Source organism: Microbulbifer sp. TB1203, assembly GCF_030997045.1.
Lineage (GTDB): Bacteria > Pseudomonadota > Gammaproteobacteria > Pseudomonadales > Cellvibrionaceae > Microbulbifer.
Genome location: NZ_CP116899.1, coordinates 1,520,283 through 1,537,345 on the forward strand (window position 1 = coordinate 1,520,283; position 17,063 = coordinate 1,537,345).

Annotated in this window: 15 protein-coding genes; 4 read left to right on the top strand and 11 right to left on the bottom strand. The window is 62.6% G+C overall.

Going from position 1 to position 17,063, the window contains the following annotated elements; genetic code table 11:
• Positions 1–123: 123 nt before the first annotated feature.
• From acnD to PP263_RS06455, 4 genes are all read right to left on the bottom strand, one after another.
• A complete protein-coding gene (gene acnD / locus PP263_RS06440) occupies positions 124–2,733 on the bottom strand; it encodes a Fe/S-dependent 2-methylisocitrate dehydratase AcnD (protein WP_308367543.1) in 2,610 nt (869 codons plus the stop codon).
• Between the two features lie 221 nt (positions 2,734–2,954).
• Positions 2,955–4,082 carry a 2-methylcitrate synthase gene (gene prpC, locus PP263_RS06445; protein WP_308367544.1) on the bottom strand — a complete coding sequence of 376 codons (1,128 nt, stop codon included), beginning with the start codon at positions 4,080–4,082 and terminating at the stop codon, positions 2,955–2,957.
• A gap of 142 nt (positions 4,083–4,224) precedes the next feature.
• Positions 4,225–5,103: a methylisocitrate lyase gene (gene prpB / locus PP263_RS06450; protein WP_308367545.1), complete on the bottom strand. Its 879-nt coding sequence runs from the start codon at positions 5,101–5,103 to the stop codon at positions 4,225–4,227.
• A gap of 4 nt (positions 5,104–5,107) precedes the next feature.
• Positions 5,108–5,782, bottom strand: a complete 675-nt coding sequence (locus tag PP263_RS06455; protein WP_308367546.1) for a GntR family transcriptional regulator — start codon at positions 5,780–5,782, stop codon at positions 5,108–5,110.
• A 328-nt stretch (positions 5,783–6,110) separates the two neighbouring features.
• On the opposite strand from PP263_RS06455, the gene PP263_RS06460 reads away from it, so the two are divergent.
• Complete coding sequence (locus PP263_RS06460) at positions 6,111–6,638, top strand: DUF2062 domain-containing protein (protein ID WP_308367547.1); 528 nt, start codon at positions 6,111–6,113, stop codon at positions 6,636–6,638.
• 188 nt (positions 6,639–6,826) lie between these two features.
• On the opposite strand, the gene PP263_RS06465 is transcribed toward PP263_RS06460, so the two are convergent.
• From PP263_RS06465 to PP263_RS06475, 3 genes are all read right to left on the bottom strand, one after another.
• The gene (locus PP263_RS06465) at positions 6,827–8,086 is read right to left on the bottom strand and encodes a lipoprotein-releasing ABC transporter permease subunit (protein ID WP_308367549.1); all 1,260 of its coding nucleotides are present in this window, start codon (positions 8,084–8,086) and stop codon (positions 6,827–6,829) included.
• Positions 8,079–8,831 (bottom strand): lipoprotein-releasing ABC transporter ATP-binding protein LolD, encoded by a 753-nt coding sequence (lolD, locus tag PP263_RS06470; protein WP_308367550.1) that lies wholly within the window; start codon positions 8,829–8,831, stop codon positions 8,079–8,081. Before lolD ends, PP263_RS06465 begins: the two co-directional genes overlap by 8 nt.
• 230 nt (positions 8,832–9,061) lie before the next feature.
• Positions 9,062–10,303, bottom strand: a complete 1,242-nt coding sequence (locus PP263_RS06475; RefSeq protein WP_308367552.1) for a lipoprotein-releasing ABC transporter permease subunit — start codon at positions 10,301–10,303, stop codon at positions 9,062–9,064.
• A gap of 104 nt (positions 10,304–10,407) precedes the next feature.
• On the opposite strand from PP263_RS06475, the gene PP263_RS06480 reads away from it, so the two are divergent.
• The 3 genes from PP263_RS06480 (at position 10,408) to PP263_RS06490 (ending at position 13,829) form a co-directional block, all read left to right on the top strand.
• A complete protein-coding gene (locus PP263_RS06480; protein ID WP_308367553.1) occupies positions 10,408–10,710 on the top strand; it encodes a hypothetical protein in 303 nt (100 codons plus the stop codon).
• Between the two features lie 195 nt (positions 10,711–10,905).
• A complete protein-coding gene (locus tag PP263_RS06485; RefSeq protein ID WP_308367554.1) occupies positions 10,906–12,312 on the top strand; it encodes a winged helix-turn-helix domain-containing protein in 1,407 nt (468 codons plus the stop codon).
• A 206-nt stretch (positions 12,313–12,518) separates the two neighbouring features.
• Positions 12,519–13,829 (top strand): PQQ-binding-like beta-propeller repeat protein, encoded by a 1,311-nt coding sequence (locus PP263_RS06490; RefSeq protein WP_308367555.1) that lies wholly within the window; start codon positions 12,519–12,521, stop codon positions 13,827–13,829.
• Positions 13,830–13,890: 61 nt separating this feature from the next.
• On the opposite strand, the gene PP263_RS06495 is transcribed toward PP263_RS06490, so the two are convergent.
• The 4 genes from PP263_RS06495 to PP263_RS06510 are packed head-to-tail and all read right to left on the bottom strand — an operon-like array spanning position 13,891 to position 17,062.
• Positions 13,891–14,355 carry a thioesterase family protein gene (locus PP263_RS06495; RefSeq protein WP_308367556.1) on the bottom strand — a complete coding sequence of 155 codons (465 nt, stop codon included), beginning with the start codon at positions 14,353–14,355 and terminating at the stop codon, positions 13,891–13,893.
• On the bottom strand, positions 14,352–15,749 hold the full coding sequence (sthA, locus tag PP263_RS06500; RefSeq protein WP_308367557.1) for a Si-specific NAD(P)(+) transhydrogenase: 1,398 nt from the start codon (positions 15,747–15,749) through the stop codon (positions 14,352–14,354). Before sthA ends, PP263_RS06495 begins: the two co-directional genes overlap by 4 nt.
• A 49-nt stretch (positions 15,750–15,798) precedes the next feature.
• Positions 15,799–16,035, bottom strand: coding sequence for a (Na+)-NQR maturation NqrM (gene nqrM, locus PP263_RS06505; RefSeq protein ID WP_308367558.1), 237 nt, complete (start codon positions 16,033–16,035; stop codon positions 15,799–15,801).
• A 22-nt stretch (positions 16,036–16,057) separates the two neighbouring features.
• On the bottom strand, positions 16,058–17,062 hold the full coding sequence (locus tag PP263_RS06510; RefSeq protein ID WP_308367559.1) for an FAD:protein FMN transferase: 1,005 nt from the start codon (positions 17,060–17,062) through the stop codon (positions 16,058–16,060).
• Position 17,063 lies beyond the last annotated feature (1 nt).

Sequence of the window (17,063 nt, forward strand, 5' to 3'; positions counted from 1 at the left end):
GTTTGCTGCCAGATCCGGTGTTTGACGGCGCACCCTACGGTGTTCTTTTGTCATTCCGGCGCAGGGAATCCAGCTCAGTGGTACCTGGATTCCGGATCGAGTCCGGCATGACGATGTTCGAACTTAGGCGCTCGCTTCGGCTTCCAGGAAATCCTTGGCGAAGCGCTGTAGTACGCCGCCGGCGCCGTAGATGGAGACCTCTTCCTGAGTGTCCAGGCGGCAGGTGACCGGCACATCGATGCTCTCGCCATTCTTACGATGGATGATCAACGTCAAGGTTGCGCGCGGAGTCCGCTCGCCGATGACGTCGAAGGTCTCGGTGCCGTCGATGCCCAAAGTCTTGCGGGTGGTGCCCGGCTGGAATTCCAGCGGCAGTACGCCCATGCCGATCAGGTTGGTGCGGTGGATGCGCTCGAAGCCTTCGGCTACGATGGCTTCCACACCCGCCAGGCGCACGCCCTTGGCCGCCCAGTCGCGGGAGGAGCCCTGGCCGTAGTCGGCGCCGGCGACGATGATCAGCGGCTGTTTGCGGTCCATATAGGTTTCGATGGCTTCCCACATGCGGGTCACCTGCCCTTCCGGCTCCACGCGGGCCAGGGAGCCCTGCTTCACCTCACCGTTTTCGTCGCGGACCATTTCGTTCAGCAGTTTCGGGTTGGCGAAGGTGGCGCGCTGGGCGGTCAGGTGGTCGCCGCGGTGGGTGGCGTAGGAGTTGAAGTCCTCCTCCGGCAGGCCCATCTTCGCCAGGTATTCGCCGGCGGCGCTGGAGGCCAGGATTGCATTGGACGGCGAGAGGTGGTCGGTGGTGATATTGTCACCGAGCACTGCCAGCGGGCGCATGCCTTTTAGGGCGCGCTCTCCCGCTAAAGCGCCTTCCCAGTACGGGGGGCGGCGGATATAGGTACTTATCGGGCGCCAGTCGTACAGTGGCTCGGCCTTCTCGTTCTCGCCTTTCTCCAGATCGAACATCGGGATATAGACGTCGCGGAACTGCTGCGGTTTGACGCTCTGCTTCACGATCGCATCGATTTCTTCATCGCTCGGCCAGATATCTTTTAGCGTAATCGGGTTGCCGTTTTTATCATGGCCCAACACGTCCTTCTCGATATCGAAGCGGATGGTGCCGGCGATCGCGTAGGCGACTACCAGGGGCGGCGAGGCCAGGAAGGCTTGTTTGGCGTAGGGGTGGATGCGGCCGTCGAAGTTGCGGTTGCCGGACAGCACCGCGGTCGCATAGAGATCGCGCTCGATCACTTCCCGCTGGATCTTCGGGTCGAGCGCGCCGCTCATGCCGTTGCAGGTGGTACAGGCAAAGGCCACCACGCCGAAGCCGAGCTGTTCCAGTTCCGGCAGCAGCTCGGCTTCTTCCAGGTACATTTTTACGGTCTTGGAGCCCGGCGCCAGGGAGGATTTCACCCAGGGCTTGCGGACCAGGCCCAGTTTGTTGGCGTTGCGGGCGATCAGGCCGGCGGCGATCATATTGCGCGGGTTGCTGGTGTTGGTGCAGCTGGTAATCGCGGCGATGATTACGGCACCGTCGGGCATCAGGCCCTCTTCTTCCTTCCACTCCTTTTTCCACTCCCGGGCGATACCGCGGCTGGCCAGTTCGGAAGCCGGCAGCAGCGCGTGGGGGTTGGACGGGCCGGCCAGGTTGCGGCCTACGGAGGACAGGTCGAACTTCAGTACCCGCTCGTACTCGGCTTCTTTGAGTGTGTCCGCCCAGAGGCCGGTTTCCTTTGCGAATTTTTCTACCAGAGCCACCTGCTCGTCGTCGCGGCCTGTCAGCTTCAGGTAGTCGATGGTCTGCTCATCGATGGAGAACATGGCTGCGGTGGCGCCGTACTCCGGGGTCATATTGGAGATGGTGGCGCGGTCGCCCAGGGTCAGGTTGGAGGCGCCCTCGCCGAAGAATTCCAGGTAGGCGCCGACCACGCGCTCACGGCGCAGGAATTCGGTCAGGGTCAGTACCAGGTCGGTGCCGTTAATGCCCGGCTGCAGTTTGCCGGTCAGTTCGACGCCGACGATATCGGGCAGGCGCATATAAGAGGCGCGGCCGAGCATTACACTTTCGGCTTCGAGGCCGCCGACGCCTACTGAAATGACGCCCAGGGCGTCCACCATCGGGGTGTGGCTGTCGGTGCCAACGCAGGTATCCGGGAAGGCGACGCCGTCTCTTACCTGCACCACCGGGGACATTTTTTCCAGGTTGATCTGGTGCATGATGCCGTTGCCCGGCGGGATCACGTCGACGTTTTCGAAGGCGGTCTTGGTCCAGTTGATAAAGTGGAAGCGGTCTTCGTTGCGGCGCTCTTCGATCGCGCGGTTTTTTTCGAAGGCGTCTTTTTCGAAGCCGCCGTGTTCGACCGCCAGGGAGTGGTCGACGATCAGTTGGGTCGGTACCACCGGGTTGACCTTGGATGGGTCGCCGCCCTTTTTCGCGATGGCGTCGCGCAAGCCGGCGAGATCCACCAGGGCGGTCTGGCCGAGGATATCGTGGCACACCACTCTAGCCGGGAACCAGGGGAAGTCCAGTTCGCGTTTGCGTTCGATGATCTGTTTTAGTGCGTCGGTGAGTTTTTCCGGCTCGCAGCGGCGCACCAGGTTTTCCGCCAGGATGCGGGAGGTGTAGGGCAGCTTGGCGTAGGCGCCGGGGTGGATGGCGTCTACGGCGGCGCGGGTGTCGAAGTATTCGAGGGTCGTGCCGGGGAGGTTCTTGCGGTATTCAGTGTTCATGATTTGGTGGTACTTCTGGGGAGACTCAGCACCCGCTTTCATCTGTAGGATGGGCAAAGCGCAGCGTGCCCATCTTGCATGGCGTGATGGGCACGCTGCGCTTTGCCCATCCTACGAATCTTAACCGTCGTCATCCCGGCGTAGGCCGGGATCCAGTGCCCACGGAACCCCCGAAGGAGCTGGATTCCGGCCTACGCCGGAATGACGAGGTAGCGAGCGAATCAGCCGCGCTCGGCAATCGGCACAACCTTGCGCAGTTCCGGGCCGATATATTCTGCGCTCGGGCGGATGATGCGGTTGTCGGCGCGTTGCTCGAATACGTGGGCGCACCAGCCGGTAACGCGGGACATCACGAAAATCGGCGTAAACAGCTTGGTGGGGATGCCCATAAAGTGATAGGCGGAGGCGTGGAAGAAGTCGGCGTTGCAGAACAGCTTCTTCTCGCGCCACATCACTTCCTCACAGCGCACGGAGACCGGGTAGAGCACTTCGTCGCCCACGTCGGCGGCCAGTTTCTCGGACCATTGCTTGATAATGGCGTTGCGTGGGTCGGATTCGGTGTAGACCGCGTGGCCGAAGCCCATGATCTTTTCCTTGCGCTCCAGCATGCCCAGCAGTTCTTTTTCCGCTTCATCCGGTGACGAGAACTTTTCTATCAGCTCCATGGCCGCTTCGTTGGCGCCGCCGTGCAGCGGGCCGCGCAGGGAGCCGATGGCGCCGGTGATGCAGCTGAACAGGTCGGACAGGGTGGAGGCGCAGACGCGCGCGGTAAAGGTGGAGGCGTTGAACTCGTGCTCTGCATACAGGATCAGCGATACGTTCATTACCCGCTCGTGCAGCGCGTTGGGTTTTTCGTCGCGCAGCATATGCAGGAAGTGGGCACCGATGGAGTCGCCGTCGGTTTCGGTTTCGATGCGCAGGTCGTCGTGGGTGAAGCGGTACCAGTAGCAGATGATCGACGGGAAGGCGGCCAGCAGGCGGTTGGCTTTTTCCAGCTGCTGGTCGAAATTCTCCTCCCCTTCCAGGTTGCCCAGCATGGAGCAGCCGGTGCGCATCACGTCCATCGGGTGGGCGTCGGCGGGGATGCGTTCCAGCACATCCTTCAGTGCCTGGGGCAGGCCGCGCCGGGATTTGAGCAGGCCTTTGTAATCCGCCAGCTGTGCGCCGGTGGGCAGCTCGCCATAGAGGATCAGGTAGGCGACTTCTTCAAACTCACAGTGTTCCGCCAGATCCTTGACGTCGTAGCCGCGATAGGTCAGGCCGGAGCCGGACTTGCCAACGGTGGACAGCGCAGTTTTGCCGGCTACCTGGCCGCGCAGGCCGGCGCCTCCGGTTTTTTTCTCTGCCATCTCTATTCCCCTTTTTCCTCGAATTAAACTGTTGTTTCGTCATACCGGCGTACGCCGGTATCCAGCACCATGCCCTCCGGCAACCTCTGACTGGATCCCGGACCGAGTCCGGGATGACGACTGATGATTTATTGAGGACGTCTTACTTCTTGAAAAGCTCGTCCAGCTTCTGCTCGAACTGATGGTAGTTCAGATAGTCGTACAACTCTTCGCGGGTCTGCATGCTGTCCACTACCGCCAGCTGGTCTCCGTTTTGCAGGATGCTGGTATAAACGTTTTCCGCGGCGCGGTTCATGGCGCGGAAAGCGGACAGTGGATACAGAACGATATCGGCACCCGCCTCGCCCAGCTCTGTGGCGTTATATAGCTTGGTTTTGCCGAATTCGGTGATATTGGCCAGGATGGGTACATTCAATGCGTCCTTGAAGGCGCGGTAGTGTTCCAGTTCGGTCACCGCCTCGGCGAAAATGCCGTCGGCGCCGGCTTCGATACAGGCGCGGGCGCGGTCGATGGCGGCTTCGAGTCCCTCCTGGGCGAAGGCGTCGGTGCGTGCCATGATGAAGAAATCATCGTCGGTGCGCGCGTCCACCGCGGCCTTGATGCGGTCGACCATTTCCTCTTTGGAAACTATCTCTTTGTTCGGGCGGTGGCCGCAGCGCTTCTGCGCCACCTGGTCCTCGATATGCACGGCGGCGGCGCCGGCGCGGATCATTTCCTTTACGGTGCGGGCGATATTGAAGGCGCCGCCCCAGCCGGTGTCGACGTCCACCAGCAACGGCAGTTCGCTGGCACCGGTAATGCGGCGTACGTCTTCCAGCACATTGTCCAGGCTGGTAATTCCCAGGTCCGGCAGCCCGTAAGAGGCGTTGGCCACGCCGGCGCCGGAGAGGTAGATGGCCTTGTGGCCGATGCGTTCGGCCATGACTGCGCTGTAGGCATTGACGGTGCCCACAACCTGCAATGGATTGTTTTCGGCGAGGGCGCGGCGAAAGCGCGCGCCGGCGGAAGGGTTCTGGCTCATGGACTCACCTCAGTTTTTTCTCGATGTTCTGGCGGGAGGCGCGGATATGCCGGCGCATCAACAGCTCGGCCAGTTCGCCATCACCCATCTCGATGGCTTCGATAATATGGCTGTGCTCGCGGAAGGCCCGCTGCGCCCGGGGGCTGGGCATGCCCAGCTGGTAGCGGTACATGCGCACGCGGTAGTAGAGACGGTTGCACAGGGTGTCGATCAGCAGGTGGTTGTTGGAGGCCTGCACGATGCGGAAGTGGAAATCGAAATCCCCCTCCGGCTGGAAGTAGGCCCTGCCCGCCTGCAGTTCCTCCTGCTGCTCGTGGCGCCCGAGCATCTGCCAGAGTTCGGCGACGTCTTCGTCGCTGCGGTGCTGCGCGGCCAGGCGGCAGGCCATGCCCTCCAGGGCCTCGCGCACTTCGTAGAGATCCAGCAGGCCGCGCTCGGTGAGATCCACCACCCGCGCCCCCACATTCACCCGGCGCTCCAGCAGTCCCAGGGACTCCAGGCGCATCAGTGCTTCGCGCAGGCTGCCCCGGCTGGCATTGAAGCGCCGCGCCAGCTCCGGCTCGCTGATTTTACTGCCGGCGGGAATCCTGCCCTCGACGATCTCGCCTCTCAGAGTCACAAACAGGCGTTCCGGCAGGCTCAGGCTCGGCTCCAGCGGCTGTAACGTCTCCCCTTGCACCCTTGGGTCACTCCTTCAGCTTCGAAACAGAATTGTCGACAATCTCTAAAGTGATCGCACCATAATTCAGGGAAAAGTAGCCGTCAACCGATTATTAGAAGAGCTATTGTTGACAATTTTATGGTGAAGCTGACCTATCCCCCAACAGTAGTCTTGACGCGACTATGCGGGCATAATAGCGCCCGCGCCGGTACGCCTGTGCCCGCTCTGCACCCTATTCTTGTCTGGGATAGTGCAATGGATCGGCTGGCCGGGACGCAAACCCACCCCGATCATTGGCAACAATTGAACCGCTGGGCCGGCTGCCGATACCCGAGTAGACTGAGTTATGCCGAAGAGTATTATCAGGCGTTGGCTGCCAACTCCCGAACAGGTTCGCGCCAAGAGCGGCCTGAGATTTCTGGGTGCTCTGCTCCACGACCCCAACCTCTTCCATCTCAATCGCCACTCGGTTTCAGTCGCGTTTGCCGTCGGTGTCTTTACCAGCTTCCTGCCGGTGCCCGGGCAGATGATTATCGCCGCGCTGCTGGCGCTGTGGTTTCGCTGCAACCTGCCGCTGTCGGTGATCCTGGTGTGGATCAGCAATCCGATCACCATGCCGGCCATCTTCTACAGCACTTATAAGCTGGGTGCCTGGATACTCGGCACCCCGCCGCTGGATTTCAGGATAGAACTTTCCTGGGAATGGCTGACCAGTGAGGTGGGAAAAATCTGGCTGCCGCTGTTTTTCGGCTCGCTGCTCAGCGGCATTTTCTTCGCCGCCGCGTCCTACTTTGCGATGCAGGCCCTGTGGCGGTGGCATGTGGTGAAGCGGTGGAAAATGCGGCTGGCTAAGCGGTCGGTGGTCAGTGAATAGCGGGCAGTTAAGGAACCTCTGAATATCGTCATTCCGGCGACTCGCTAGAGCAGCGAAGCTCACGCCGGAATCCAGGGCACTGTGATTTCTCTGGACTCCGGCCTTCGCCGGAGTGACGAATTTGACTTATTCAGAGGCTCCTTAACAGTTATCGACCATCCCGGACGGAACCTCGACTGGTAACTCGTTCACTGTTCATTGCGAAGCGCCGCCGCCGGCTGCACACGGCTGGCCTGCAGTGCGGGGTAGAGAGTCGCCAGCAGGCTGAGCAGGAAGCCCGCTCCCACTACCAGTGCCACATCCGGCCACTGCAATTGCGACGGCAGGTAGTCCACCGGATAGACATCGGATTTCAGGAACTGGATGCCAAACAGGGATTCCAGCCCCTTCACCAGGTCGGTCACCACCAGCGAACCCACAACTCCCAGAGCTCCCCCCACCAGCGCACCGACGAGTCCCACCAGCGCTCCCTGGCTGACGAACGTCAGCAGTATCTCGCGGGTGCTGGCGCCCATGGTGCGCAAAATGGCGATGTCGCTGTGCTTGTCGATCACCACCATCACCAGGGTGGAAACCACGTTGAAAGCGGCGATGGCGATGATCAGCAGCACCAGCAGCCCCACCAGATTGCGCGACATCTGTATCGCCTGGTAGAGATTGCCGTGGGTGCTGCTCCAGTCGCTGCCGTAGAAATTCTGCGCCGGCAGCTCGCCCAGCAGTCGCCGCATGATCCAGTTGGCCTCGAGCATTTTCCCAAAGCGCAGCTGGATCCCGGCGCCGCCGGTTCCCCCCGCCAGTGACTGGGCCTGCGTCCAGTCCAGCAGTGCCAGGGACTGGTCCAGCGCGGTGCCGGAGTGGAAGATGTCCGCCACCCGGAAGCCCGCCAGGCGCGCCGCGCGGCGGCCGCCGTCGGCGCCGCTGTCGGGGACGATCAGGGATATATGCTCACCCTTTTGCACCCCCAGTTTGTCGGCGATGCCCTGCCCCAGGATCACCCCGGGTTCGGCGGGGTCAGTAAGTTCGACAAAAGCCTCGGGATCGAGAAAGCCGCCGATATTGGAAACTTCGACAATGGTCTCGGGATTGATGCCCTGCACCAGCAGCGGCGTTACTTCGGGCCCACTGCGCGCCAGGGCGTTGACCTGCCAGACCTCCGCCGCCGCCAACACTTCCGGGTCCGCCGCCAGTTGGTCGCGCAGGGCCGGCCAGTCGATGTCGGGGCTGGCGTTGTAGATGGTCGCGTGGGGCATGATGCCCAGGATGCGCTCGCGCAGCTCGCGGTCGAAACCGTTCATCACCGACATCACCACGATCATCAGCGCCACGCCGAGAATCAGCCCCACCATGGACAGCCCGGAAATAAACGATACCAGCCCGGCGGAATCCTCGCCGCGGCGCTGGGCGCCGGCGTAGCGCAGGCCGATAAACGCGGGCAGCGGCCTAAACATGATCGCCCCGGTGCCAGTCGCTCTCCAGTGCGCCGTCAATCAGGTGCAGCGTGCGATCCAGCGCCGCGGCCAGGTCCGGATCGTGAGTGACGATCACGAAGCTGATTCCCATCTCGTCGTTGAGCCTGTCCATCAGCTTGTGAATCTCTTTGGCGGTGGCCCTGTCCAGGTTGCCGGTGGGCTCGTCCATCAGCACGCAGGCGGGGTGCGTCACCAGTGCCCGGGCAATGGCCACCCGCTGGCGCTCGCCACCGGACAGCTGCGAGGGCTTGTGGGTCAACCGCTCGCCCAGGCCCACTGCCTGCAGCATGGCGGTCGCCGCCTCGCGGGCACTGGCCACCGACTGCTTGCCGATCAGCAGCGGCATGGCCACATTCTCCAGCGCGGAAAACTCGCCCAGCAGATGGTGGAACTGGTACACGAAGCCCAGACTGCGGTTGCGCAGCCAGCCGCGCTGGTTGGCGTCCAGGCTGGCCAGATTCTGCCCCGCCACCCAGACTTCGCCGGCGCTGGGTGTATCCAGGCCGCCGAGCAGGTTGAGCAGTGTGGATTTGCCGGACCCGGAGGCGCCCACTATGGCCAGCTTCTCGCCGGCTTTCACCTCCAGCTCCACGCCGCGCAGGACTTGCAGTTCTTTATTGCCTTGGCGGTAGCTCTTGCGCAGGGTGCGGCAGGCGAGCACCACGTCGGTACCGGAATTCGATGCCGCGGCCTGCTCTTCAGTTATTTCCACTTGGCTGTTCATCAATTAATTCTTTTCTGCGTAGGATGGGCAAAGGAGCGAAGCGACGTGCCCATCAGCTCGATCGTGATGGGCACGCTTCGCTTTGCCCATCCTACGGAACTGTTTTGTTGGTCATACCGGCGTAGGAACGTCATGCCGGACGCGATCCGGTACCGGTATCCAGTTTCGTGGCATCTGGATTCCGGCCTACGCCGGAATGACGGCGGAACGATGCAGGGGCCTGCTTGCGATCACTCATAGCGCAACGCCTCCGCCGGCTCTATCTGCGCCGCGCGCCAGGCGGGAAACAGTGTGGCCAGCAGGCTCATCAGCACCGCGGCAGTGAGCACCACGACCGCGTCGGCGGTGCGGAATTCGGAGGGCAGGAAGCTGACGAAAAATACCCGCGGGTCGAAGATCTTCGCTCCCAGCAGGTTCTCCATCCAACTGACCATGTCCGTGAGGTTGAAAGCGATCAGTATGCCCAGCAGGGCGCCGATAAAGGCGCCGATAATACCGATGGCGCTGCCCTGTACCACGAACACCGACATGATCTGCCGCGAGGTCAGGCCCAGGGTGCGCAGCACCGCGATGTCCGAGCGCTTGTCGGCCACCATCAGCACCAGCGCGGAGACAATATTGAAGGCGGCCACGGCGACGATAATCATCAGCATCAGGGTTACCACCGTCTTTTCCATCTTCACCGCCTGGAACAGGCTGCCCTGGGAGTGGCTCCAGTCCTCGCCACTGTAGCCCTCGCCGAGGCTTTGCGCATAGGTGGATACCCGGCCCAGGGCGTTGTCCATATCATCGAAGCGCAGTTGCAGCCCCTGGACCTTTCCGCGCATTCGCAGCAGCCGCGCGGCGTCGTCGATATGCATCAGCGCCATGCTCTGGTCCACCTGGGCGCCCACGGAAAAGACGCCGGCCACAGTAAAGCGTTTGGTGCGGGGAAAGAGTCCGGCGGGGGTAACCACCACCTCCGGCAGGGTAAGCACCAGGCTGTCGCCGGGGATCACGTTCAACTGGCGGGCGAGGATGCGTCCGACGACGATGTTGTAGCTGCGCGGCTGCAACGCGTCCAGGCTGCCCATGATCATATGCTCGCCCACGGCGGAAACACTGCGCAGCGCCTGCGGGTCCACCCCCTGGAACTCCACGCCGTGGCTGCCGCCGCCGGCACCCAGCAATGCAAAGCCCCGCACAAAGGGGCTCGCCGCCTCTACATGGGGTTTCTGTTCGAGCTGCTGCGCGACGTCGCGCCAGCTCTCCAGGCCATCGGCCTTCTCCACGAAGCCGTGGGGCACCACGCTGAGGATTCGGGTCTTCAGCTCCCGGTCGAAACCGTTCATCACCGAAGTCACCACAATCAGCGCCATAACCCCCAGCGCCATGCCCAGCAGGGAGAAGCCGTTGATAAAGGAGATAAACTGCTGCCGGCGACGGGCGGCCACGTAGCGCAGGCCGATATAGAGGGGGACAGGCTTGATCATGGAATTGATTTAAGCGGAAAAACGTGAAGAAATCCAAGTGTTTAGACAGAATATCTGCTTTAATTGGCGAATCTTCAAAATAACGCACAACCGGAGAAGGACAGATGTTCAGCAAACTCCGCACCCGCTCCGCCCTCCACCACTTCGCCATCGTTGCCCTGCTGACCGCAACGATGGGCGCCCGGGCGGAAACCGTGGAAGTACCCGTTGGCCAACAAGACCAGTTGGGAGAAATCGCCGAATTGCGCGGCCTCAAGAAAGACGCTGTCACCACTCGCCTGGGTGAACCCCTCGGCATCCAGGGCCCGGTGGGCGACCCGGCGATCTCCCGCTGGGAGTACCCGGATTTCTATGTGTATTTCGAATGGGACATTGTGCTGCATACGGTGAAGAAACACCGCGGCTAAAACCCCCGGCCCCGGCCCTATGAAAGGCTCCCGCTCCCCCTTTAATTCAGCAGCGGGCATATCCACATATTGCGCGGCCGGGGACGACGGAGCTAACCCACCCAGGGAAATCTCTCTGGATAATTTGAGAAGCCTCACCGGGGTTGAAATGCCCTTTGCCCGTGAGAATCACCCCTCGGTAGTCAGTAGCCAGCCGTGTCCGAGCTTTCCCCGACAATTTCCAAGACCGCCTTCCAACTGGGCCAATGGCTGTTCGATCCCCAGGGCAACTTCTTGCGACAGGGAAGCCGCGAACAACTGCTGGAGCCGCGCCTCAGCAACCTGCTCGCGCATATGGCCCGCCACCCGAACCAACCGCTGGGCAAGGGCGATCTGCTCGATACCCTTTGGCCGGGCAAGGTGGTCAACGAGGACAGCCTGGCGGTGGCGGTGAGCCAGTTGCGCAAGGCCCTGGGCGACAACCCCCGGCGTCCGGCCTATATCAAGACCCTGCCGGGGATCGGTTACCAGTTGGTCGCCCCCTGCCAGCCGCTGGAAGCGCGACCACCGCGCATCCGCCGGTGGCGCCTGCCCGCGGTGCTCTCCGCCCTGGTAGCCCTGGTATTGGTGGCCGGGGTGTCAATTCGGCTCGCGACGGTGCCCGGGCACGGACCGGCCCCGGAGCCGGCCGCCGCCCTGCAACAGGCGCGCGAGGCGCTCCGGGAAGGCGACAGCGAGGCCTGGCGCCAGGCCATAGACCCGCTCCGCGAACACCTCCGAAAAGCGCCGGAGGATGCCGCTGCCTATACCCTACTGGCGGAAATCAAGATGCGACTGCTTGGCGGCGAGATCACCGCGGCTGTGCATTTCGATGAGCTGCACAGCCTGCTCGCCCGCGCCCTGGCACTGGACGAAACCGATTGGCGGCCCCATCTGCTAATGGCGGACCTGCTGTTCTGGCAAGGGCGGGACCACCGGGACGTGGAGCGGCACTACCGCCGCAGCCTGGCGCTGGCACCCCGGCGGGGCCGGCCCCACTTCCAGTTCGCCCAATGGCTGCTGGCCCGCGGCCGCTTCGCCGAAGCCCGCGCGCACATCGCCGAACTGCGCCGCCTGGAACCGCTCAATTATTCGGTGCCCAGCGTCGCCTGGATACTCTATATGCAGGGGCGCTATGGCGAGGCGCGGGAGGAACTGGCGCGCATCGCCAGCACCGAACCCCAGCGGCGCGACTACCACAGCTCCGCCTACAAGCTCCACGCCGCCCTCGACGAAGAGGACACCGCCTTCGCGCATCTGCGCTGGTTGATGCGCGATGCGGGAATCGCCGAAGAGCGCCGGCAACAGGCGGAGCAGGTTTTCCGCCGCGGCGGCCTGGCGGCGGTGGACGCCTGGCTGCTGGCGAGCCGGGAGCAGGCCGAACTGGGCCAGTACCGGCCGCCGTTGTCCTGGGCCCGCTACGCCCTCGGCGCCGGCGATCCGGAAACCGCCATGGAATTCCTCGAGCAGGCCTACGCCGAACGCCAGCTGCCGCTGCTGTGGCTGGCGGTGGATCCCAAGTACGCCCCCCTGCATGGGCACCCCCGCTTCGCCGCGTTGCTGCACAGCAACGGCTGGCAGTGAAACCCGTAGGGTGCGCCGTGCGCACCGGGAAATGTGAGAGCCCGCATCGGTCCCGCGATGGTCCCGCGATGTTCCCGCAATGGTGCGCGCGGCGCACCCTACGCTGATCCAGGTTAAGCCTTCTTAAGGATTCTTTAACGGCCCTTCAGGACGGCCGCCGCCGGCTTCCGCGAGACTGGGTTTCCCAAACATTCGAGGAACCCGGTATGTTCAGAACCTGTTTTGCCCTGCTGCTCGGCGCCCTCGCCGCCGGACCCGCGGCCGCCGCCGACTGGCCCGTCTTTATGGGCGACGCCGCCCACCGCGGCCGCGCCGATACCGACAAGGACCTCAGCCGGCTGCAACTGGAATGGCGCTTCGAACTGCACGCGGAAACCCGCTCCTCGCCGGTCGCCGTTGGCGGGCAGCTGTACATCGGCGCGGAGAACGGCAACCTCTACGCCATCGATCTGGAGAGCCGCCAGCTGAACTGGATATTCCACGGGCGCGGCGGCTTCAGTGGCGCCCCGGCGGTGCACGGCGAACTGGTGTACGCCCTCAGCCGCGACGGCCACCTCTACGCCCTGGACAGGGACAGCGGCGAGGAGCGCTGGCGCTTTGCCACCGGTGGCGAGCACTACTTCTCCGCCCCCCTGCTCTACGGCGAACGCCTCGGCCCCCAGGGCCAGCAGCCGGTAGCCGATCCCTGGGATTTCTACCTCTCCTCCCCCGTCATCTGCGAGGGGAAACTCTTTTTCGGCAGCAGCGACCAGCGCCTCTACGCGCTGGACCCGGAGAGCGGCGAGCTGCAGTGGTCCTTCAAGACCGGCGGCCTGGTGCACAGCGCCCCCGCCTGCGCCGGCAACAGGGTTCTGGTATCGAGCTGGGACAGTAATCTCTACGCCCTGGAGGCGGAGAGCGGAAAGGAAATCTGGCGCTTCAGCGGCGAAAGCGAGCACCAGTACAGCACCTGGCTCGGCTTCCAGGCCAGCCCCGCGGTGGACGGCGAGCGCGTCTATCTGGGCTCCCGCGACGGCTACGCCTACGCCATCGACCTGGAGAGCGGCGAACGACTATGGCGCTATGACGCCGAGCGCTCCTGGGTGGTCACCACCGCCGCCTTCGACGGCGAACGCCTCTATTTGGGAACCTCAGACACCGGTCTGCTGCTGGCACTGGACAAGCGGAGTGGAGAGGAAGTTTATCGTCGCAAACAGGGCGTATGGACCTACGCCTCCGGCCTGCTCGCCGGCGGCGCCCTGGTGATGGGAGATATGAAAGGGGAGCTGCTCGCCCTCGACGCCCCCAGCGGGGAACCCCTGTGGAGCCACCGGGACCCGCAGAGCCAGCTCGATCCCTACGGCGCTCTGGATCCGCAGGGCAGGTTCGACGGCAAGCGCCTCTACGGCAGCCGCACCAAACTCTACTCCTCCCTCGAGCACATCAAGCGCCTGGGCGCCTTCCTCTCATCCCCCATCTGGCATCGCGAGCGGCTGATCGCCGCCAACACCAAGGGAGAAATACTGGTATTTCGATAAACTGAACGCCCTGCCCCGCGCAATGCTTTTGGCGCACCACGCCGGAATGGGGCACTCCTGCTCAGTAGAGGTAAGTGGCGGTTCCCGTAGCAATCAACTCTTCGCAATTGTTGTGCAGCTCCATCCTCGACACCACCAACTTGTTGCCGGTGCGCAGTATGGAGCCGTGGCAGGTAAAGCTTTCCCCTCTGCCCGGCTTCAGGTAATCCACCCGCATATCCACGGTGCCGATCTTGGAGAGACGCTGGATCTTTTCCTGCCAGTCGATATCCCCCAGGTGCCGGTAGGCGGCCACCAGGGCGGTGAGGCCGCCCACGGTATCCAGCGCGGTGGCGATCACGCCGCCGTGCAGGATATTTTTCCAGACGTTGCCGATCAGTTCCGGGCGCAGCTCGAAACGCGCGGAAATGGTGAGCTGCTCCAGGTCCAACTCATGCATTTCCAGGCCGATCTGGCGGTTGAAGGGGATCTGCTCGAAAAAGCCCCGCACCAGTTCGCGAAATTCGCTGGGAGACGGTTCGCTCACAGGCGCATTACCCGGTTGAGCCCGTCCAGCGCGGCACTGCGGTAGGCCTCGGCCATGGTCGGGTAATTGAAGGTAGTGTTGACGAAGAAGTCGATGGTGTTGTTCGGCGCGGGCTGTTTCATGATCGCCTGGCCGATATGGATGATCTCCGCGGCCTCGGCGCCGAAGCAGTGGATGCCGAGAATCTCGTGGGTGTCGATATGGAAGAGGATCTTCAGCATTCCCACCCTCTCGCCGGAGATCTGTGCCCGCGCGGTGTGCTTGAACAGGGCGCGGCCCACTTCGTAGGGCACCTTTGCGGCGGTGAGTTCGGATTCGGTTTTACCCACGGAGGAAATTTCCGGCAGGGTGTAGATGCCGGTGGGCGCGTCCTCGACCACCCGGTGGCCGCGGCCGGCGATGGCGGCTGCGACGGCGCGTCCCTGGTCGTAGGAGGCACTGGCCAGGCTGGGCCAGCCGATCACATCGCCCACCGCGTAGATATTTTCCACTTCGGTGCAGTAATGTTCGTCCACGCTCAGTTGGCCGCGGTGGTTGGCCTTGAGGCCGATACTGTCCAGACCCAGGGTTTCCGTATTGCCGGAGCGGCCGTTGCACCAGAGCAATGCGTCGGCGTGAATGCGTTTGCCGGACTGCATTTCCATAATCACACCGCTGTCACTGGGAATCACTTTTGCGTACTCCTCCCGGTGACGCACGGTGACGCCCATATAGCGCAGGTGGTAGCTGAGCGCATCGGAAATTTCGTCGTCGAGGAATTCCAGCAGGTGGCTGCGGGTGTTGATCAGGTCCACCTTGATACCGAGGCCGGCAAAAATCGAAGCGTATTCACAGCCGATCACCCCGGCGCCGTAAATAATGATGGCCTGGGGGGTGTGCTGCATATCCAGTATAGTGTCGCTGTCGTAGACCCTCGGGTGATCGAAGTCCACATCCTCCGGGCGGTAGGGGCGCGAGCCGGTGGAGATCACGAATTTGTCCGAGGTGAGAATTTCCACCGCGCCATCCGGCAGTTGCACGCGCAGCTTGTGAGCGTCGATAAACTTCGCTTCGCCGATAACCAGATCGACCTTGTTGCGCGCGTAGAAGCTGGTGTGCATCTCCACTTGCATGGAAATGACTTTGTTGACGGTTTTCATCACCTCGGGAAAAGTCAGCCGGCGCGGCTCGCCCAGGGCGCGAAACACGCTCTGGGTGTTATAGCGCATCAACTGTTTGACCGAGTGGCGCAGGGCTTTTGAAGGGATGGTCCCCTTGTGGGTGCAATTGCCGCCCACCAGCGGGCGTTTTTCGACAACCGCGACTCGCATGCCTTTTTTCGCCGCACTCATGGCCGCGGCTTCGCCGGCGGGGCCGGAGCCTATTACTACCAGGTCAAATTTCTGCTGTGCCATCTGCAACTTCTGTTGTTATTCAATTGATACCCCTGTAGGAGCGGCGGGGCTAGTGCTTTGTGGCGTCGTAGGCCAGTTCCGGGGCCTCGGCCAGGCGCTGCTGGCGCTCCTGTTCCTTTTTGCAGGCCTCGTCGTCGCCGCCGCAGATCTCGCAGCCCTCTTTCAGGCCCAAGGTATTGAGCCCGCCACAGGAACCTTTCAGGGGCTTGTTCTGAACGATGGCACCCAAGGCCATACCGGTGACGATCAGTGCCATGGCAATAAATGCAAAAATGAAAACTGTCACAGCTCAGACCTCTTCAGGCTCTTTAATCCAAATACGGGGTGAAAGTACTGCTGTAGCGCTCTTCGAAACCGCTATCGGTTTTAACCAGCAGGAAGACTGCGAGCTTCTCCCGCTCCGCCATCTCCAGCGCGGCTTCGGTGCCGAGCACATTCAGCGCGGTGGCAAGACCGTCGGCCTCGGCGCAGGTATCGGCGACCACGGTGACCGACGCCAGCCGATGCTCCAGCGGATAACCGGTGCGCGGATCTATGCTGTGGGCGTAGCGTTTGCCATCGCGCTCGTAGTAGTTGCGGTAGTCTCCACTGGTGGCCACGGATTTTCCGCTAACCGCTATCGGTTGTTGCACCGAGCGGCCGGCGGGGTCCGGTCTTTCGATACCGATGCGCCAATCCGCGCCCTTGGGGTTTTTGCCCAGGGTGCGCAGCTCGCCGCCAATCTCAACCAGGTAATTGCGAATGCCCTGTTCTTCCAGCAGTTGCGCCACTCTGTCCACGCCGTGGCCTTTGGCAATTGCCGAGAGGTCGATTTCCACCGGGCGGCTGCGGGTGATGCGGTCCGGCGCGCGTTCGACTTTCAGCGCATCGGAGCCCAACTGCTGCAGCAATTCCCCGATGGCGGCCTTATCCGGTATCTGTTCCGGTTCCGGCTGCGGACCGAAGCCCCACAGGTTCACCAGCGGTCCGACGGTGACATCGAAGGCGCCCCCGCTGCGGCGGTAGATATCCAGGGACAGATCCACCACCTGTGCCAGGTGTTCGCTGACCGGCACCGCCTCGCCCACCGGCCCGCGGTTGAAGCGCATCAGTTCCGAATCCTCGATATAGGTGGACATCTCCTGGTTGACGGCGCTTAGCGCGCCGTCAATAAGCGATTGTAACTGTGCTTTATCCAAATCCGGAGGCACATCCACCACGGTGATGTGATAGCTGGTGCCCATGGTGCGGCCAGAGAGCTGCCAGTTCTTCTGCGCCGGACTGCAGGCGGAAAAAATAATCGCTACACAAAGCAAAAACAGGGCCTTGAACAAA

Excerpts from the sequence above, each read along its gene's own strand:
- prpC (WP_308367544.1), bottom strand. The coding sequence starts at position 4,082 with ATGGCAGAGAAAAAAACCGGAGGCGCCGGCCTGCGCGGCCAGGTAGCC.
- PP263_RS06480 (WP_308367553.1), top strand. The coding sequence starts at position 10,408 with ATGTTCAGCAAACTCCGCACCCGCTCCGCCCTCCACCACTTCGCCATC.
- sthA (WP_308367557.1), bottom strand. The coding sequence starts at position 15,749 with ATGGCACAGCAGAAATTTGACCTGGTAGTAATAGGCTCCGGCCCCGCC.
- PP263_RS06490 (WP_308367555.1), top strand. The coding sequence starts at position 12,519 with ATGTTCAGAACCTGTTTTGCCCTGCTGCTCGGCGCCCTCGCCGCCGGA.
- lolD (WP_308367550.1), bottom strand. The coding sequence starts at position 8,831 with ATGAACAGCCAAGTGGAAATAACTGAAGAGCAGGCCGCGGCATCGAAT.
- acnD (WP_308367543.1), bottom strand. The coding sequence starts at position 2,733 with ATGAACACTGAATACCGCAAGAACCTCCCCGGCACGACCCTCGAATAC.
- PP263_RS06465 (WP_308367549.1), bottom strand. The coding sequence starts at position 8,086 with ATGTTTAGGCCGCTGCCCGCGTTTATCGGCCTGCGCTACGCCGGCGCC.
- PP263_RS06460 (WP_308367547.1), top strand. The coding sequence starts at position 6,111 with ATGCCGAAGAGTATTATCAGGCGTTGGCTGCCAACTCCCGAACAGGTT.
- PP263_RS06475 (WP_308367552.1), bottom strand. The coding sequence starts at position 10,303 with ATGATCAAGCCTGTCCCCCTCTATATCGGCCTGCGCTACGTGGCCGCC.
- prpB (WP_308367545.1), bottom strand. The coding sequence starts at position 5,103 with ATGAGCCAGAACCCTTCCGCCGGCGCGCGCTTTCGCCGCGCCCTCGCC.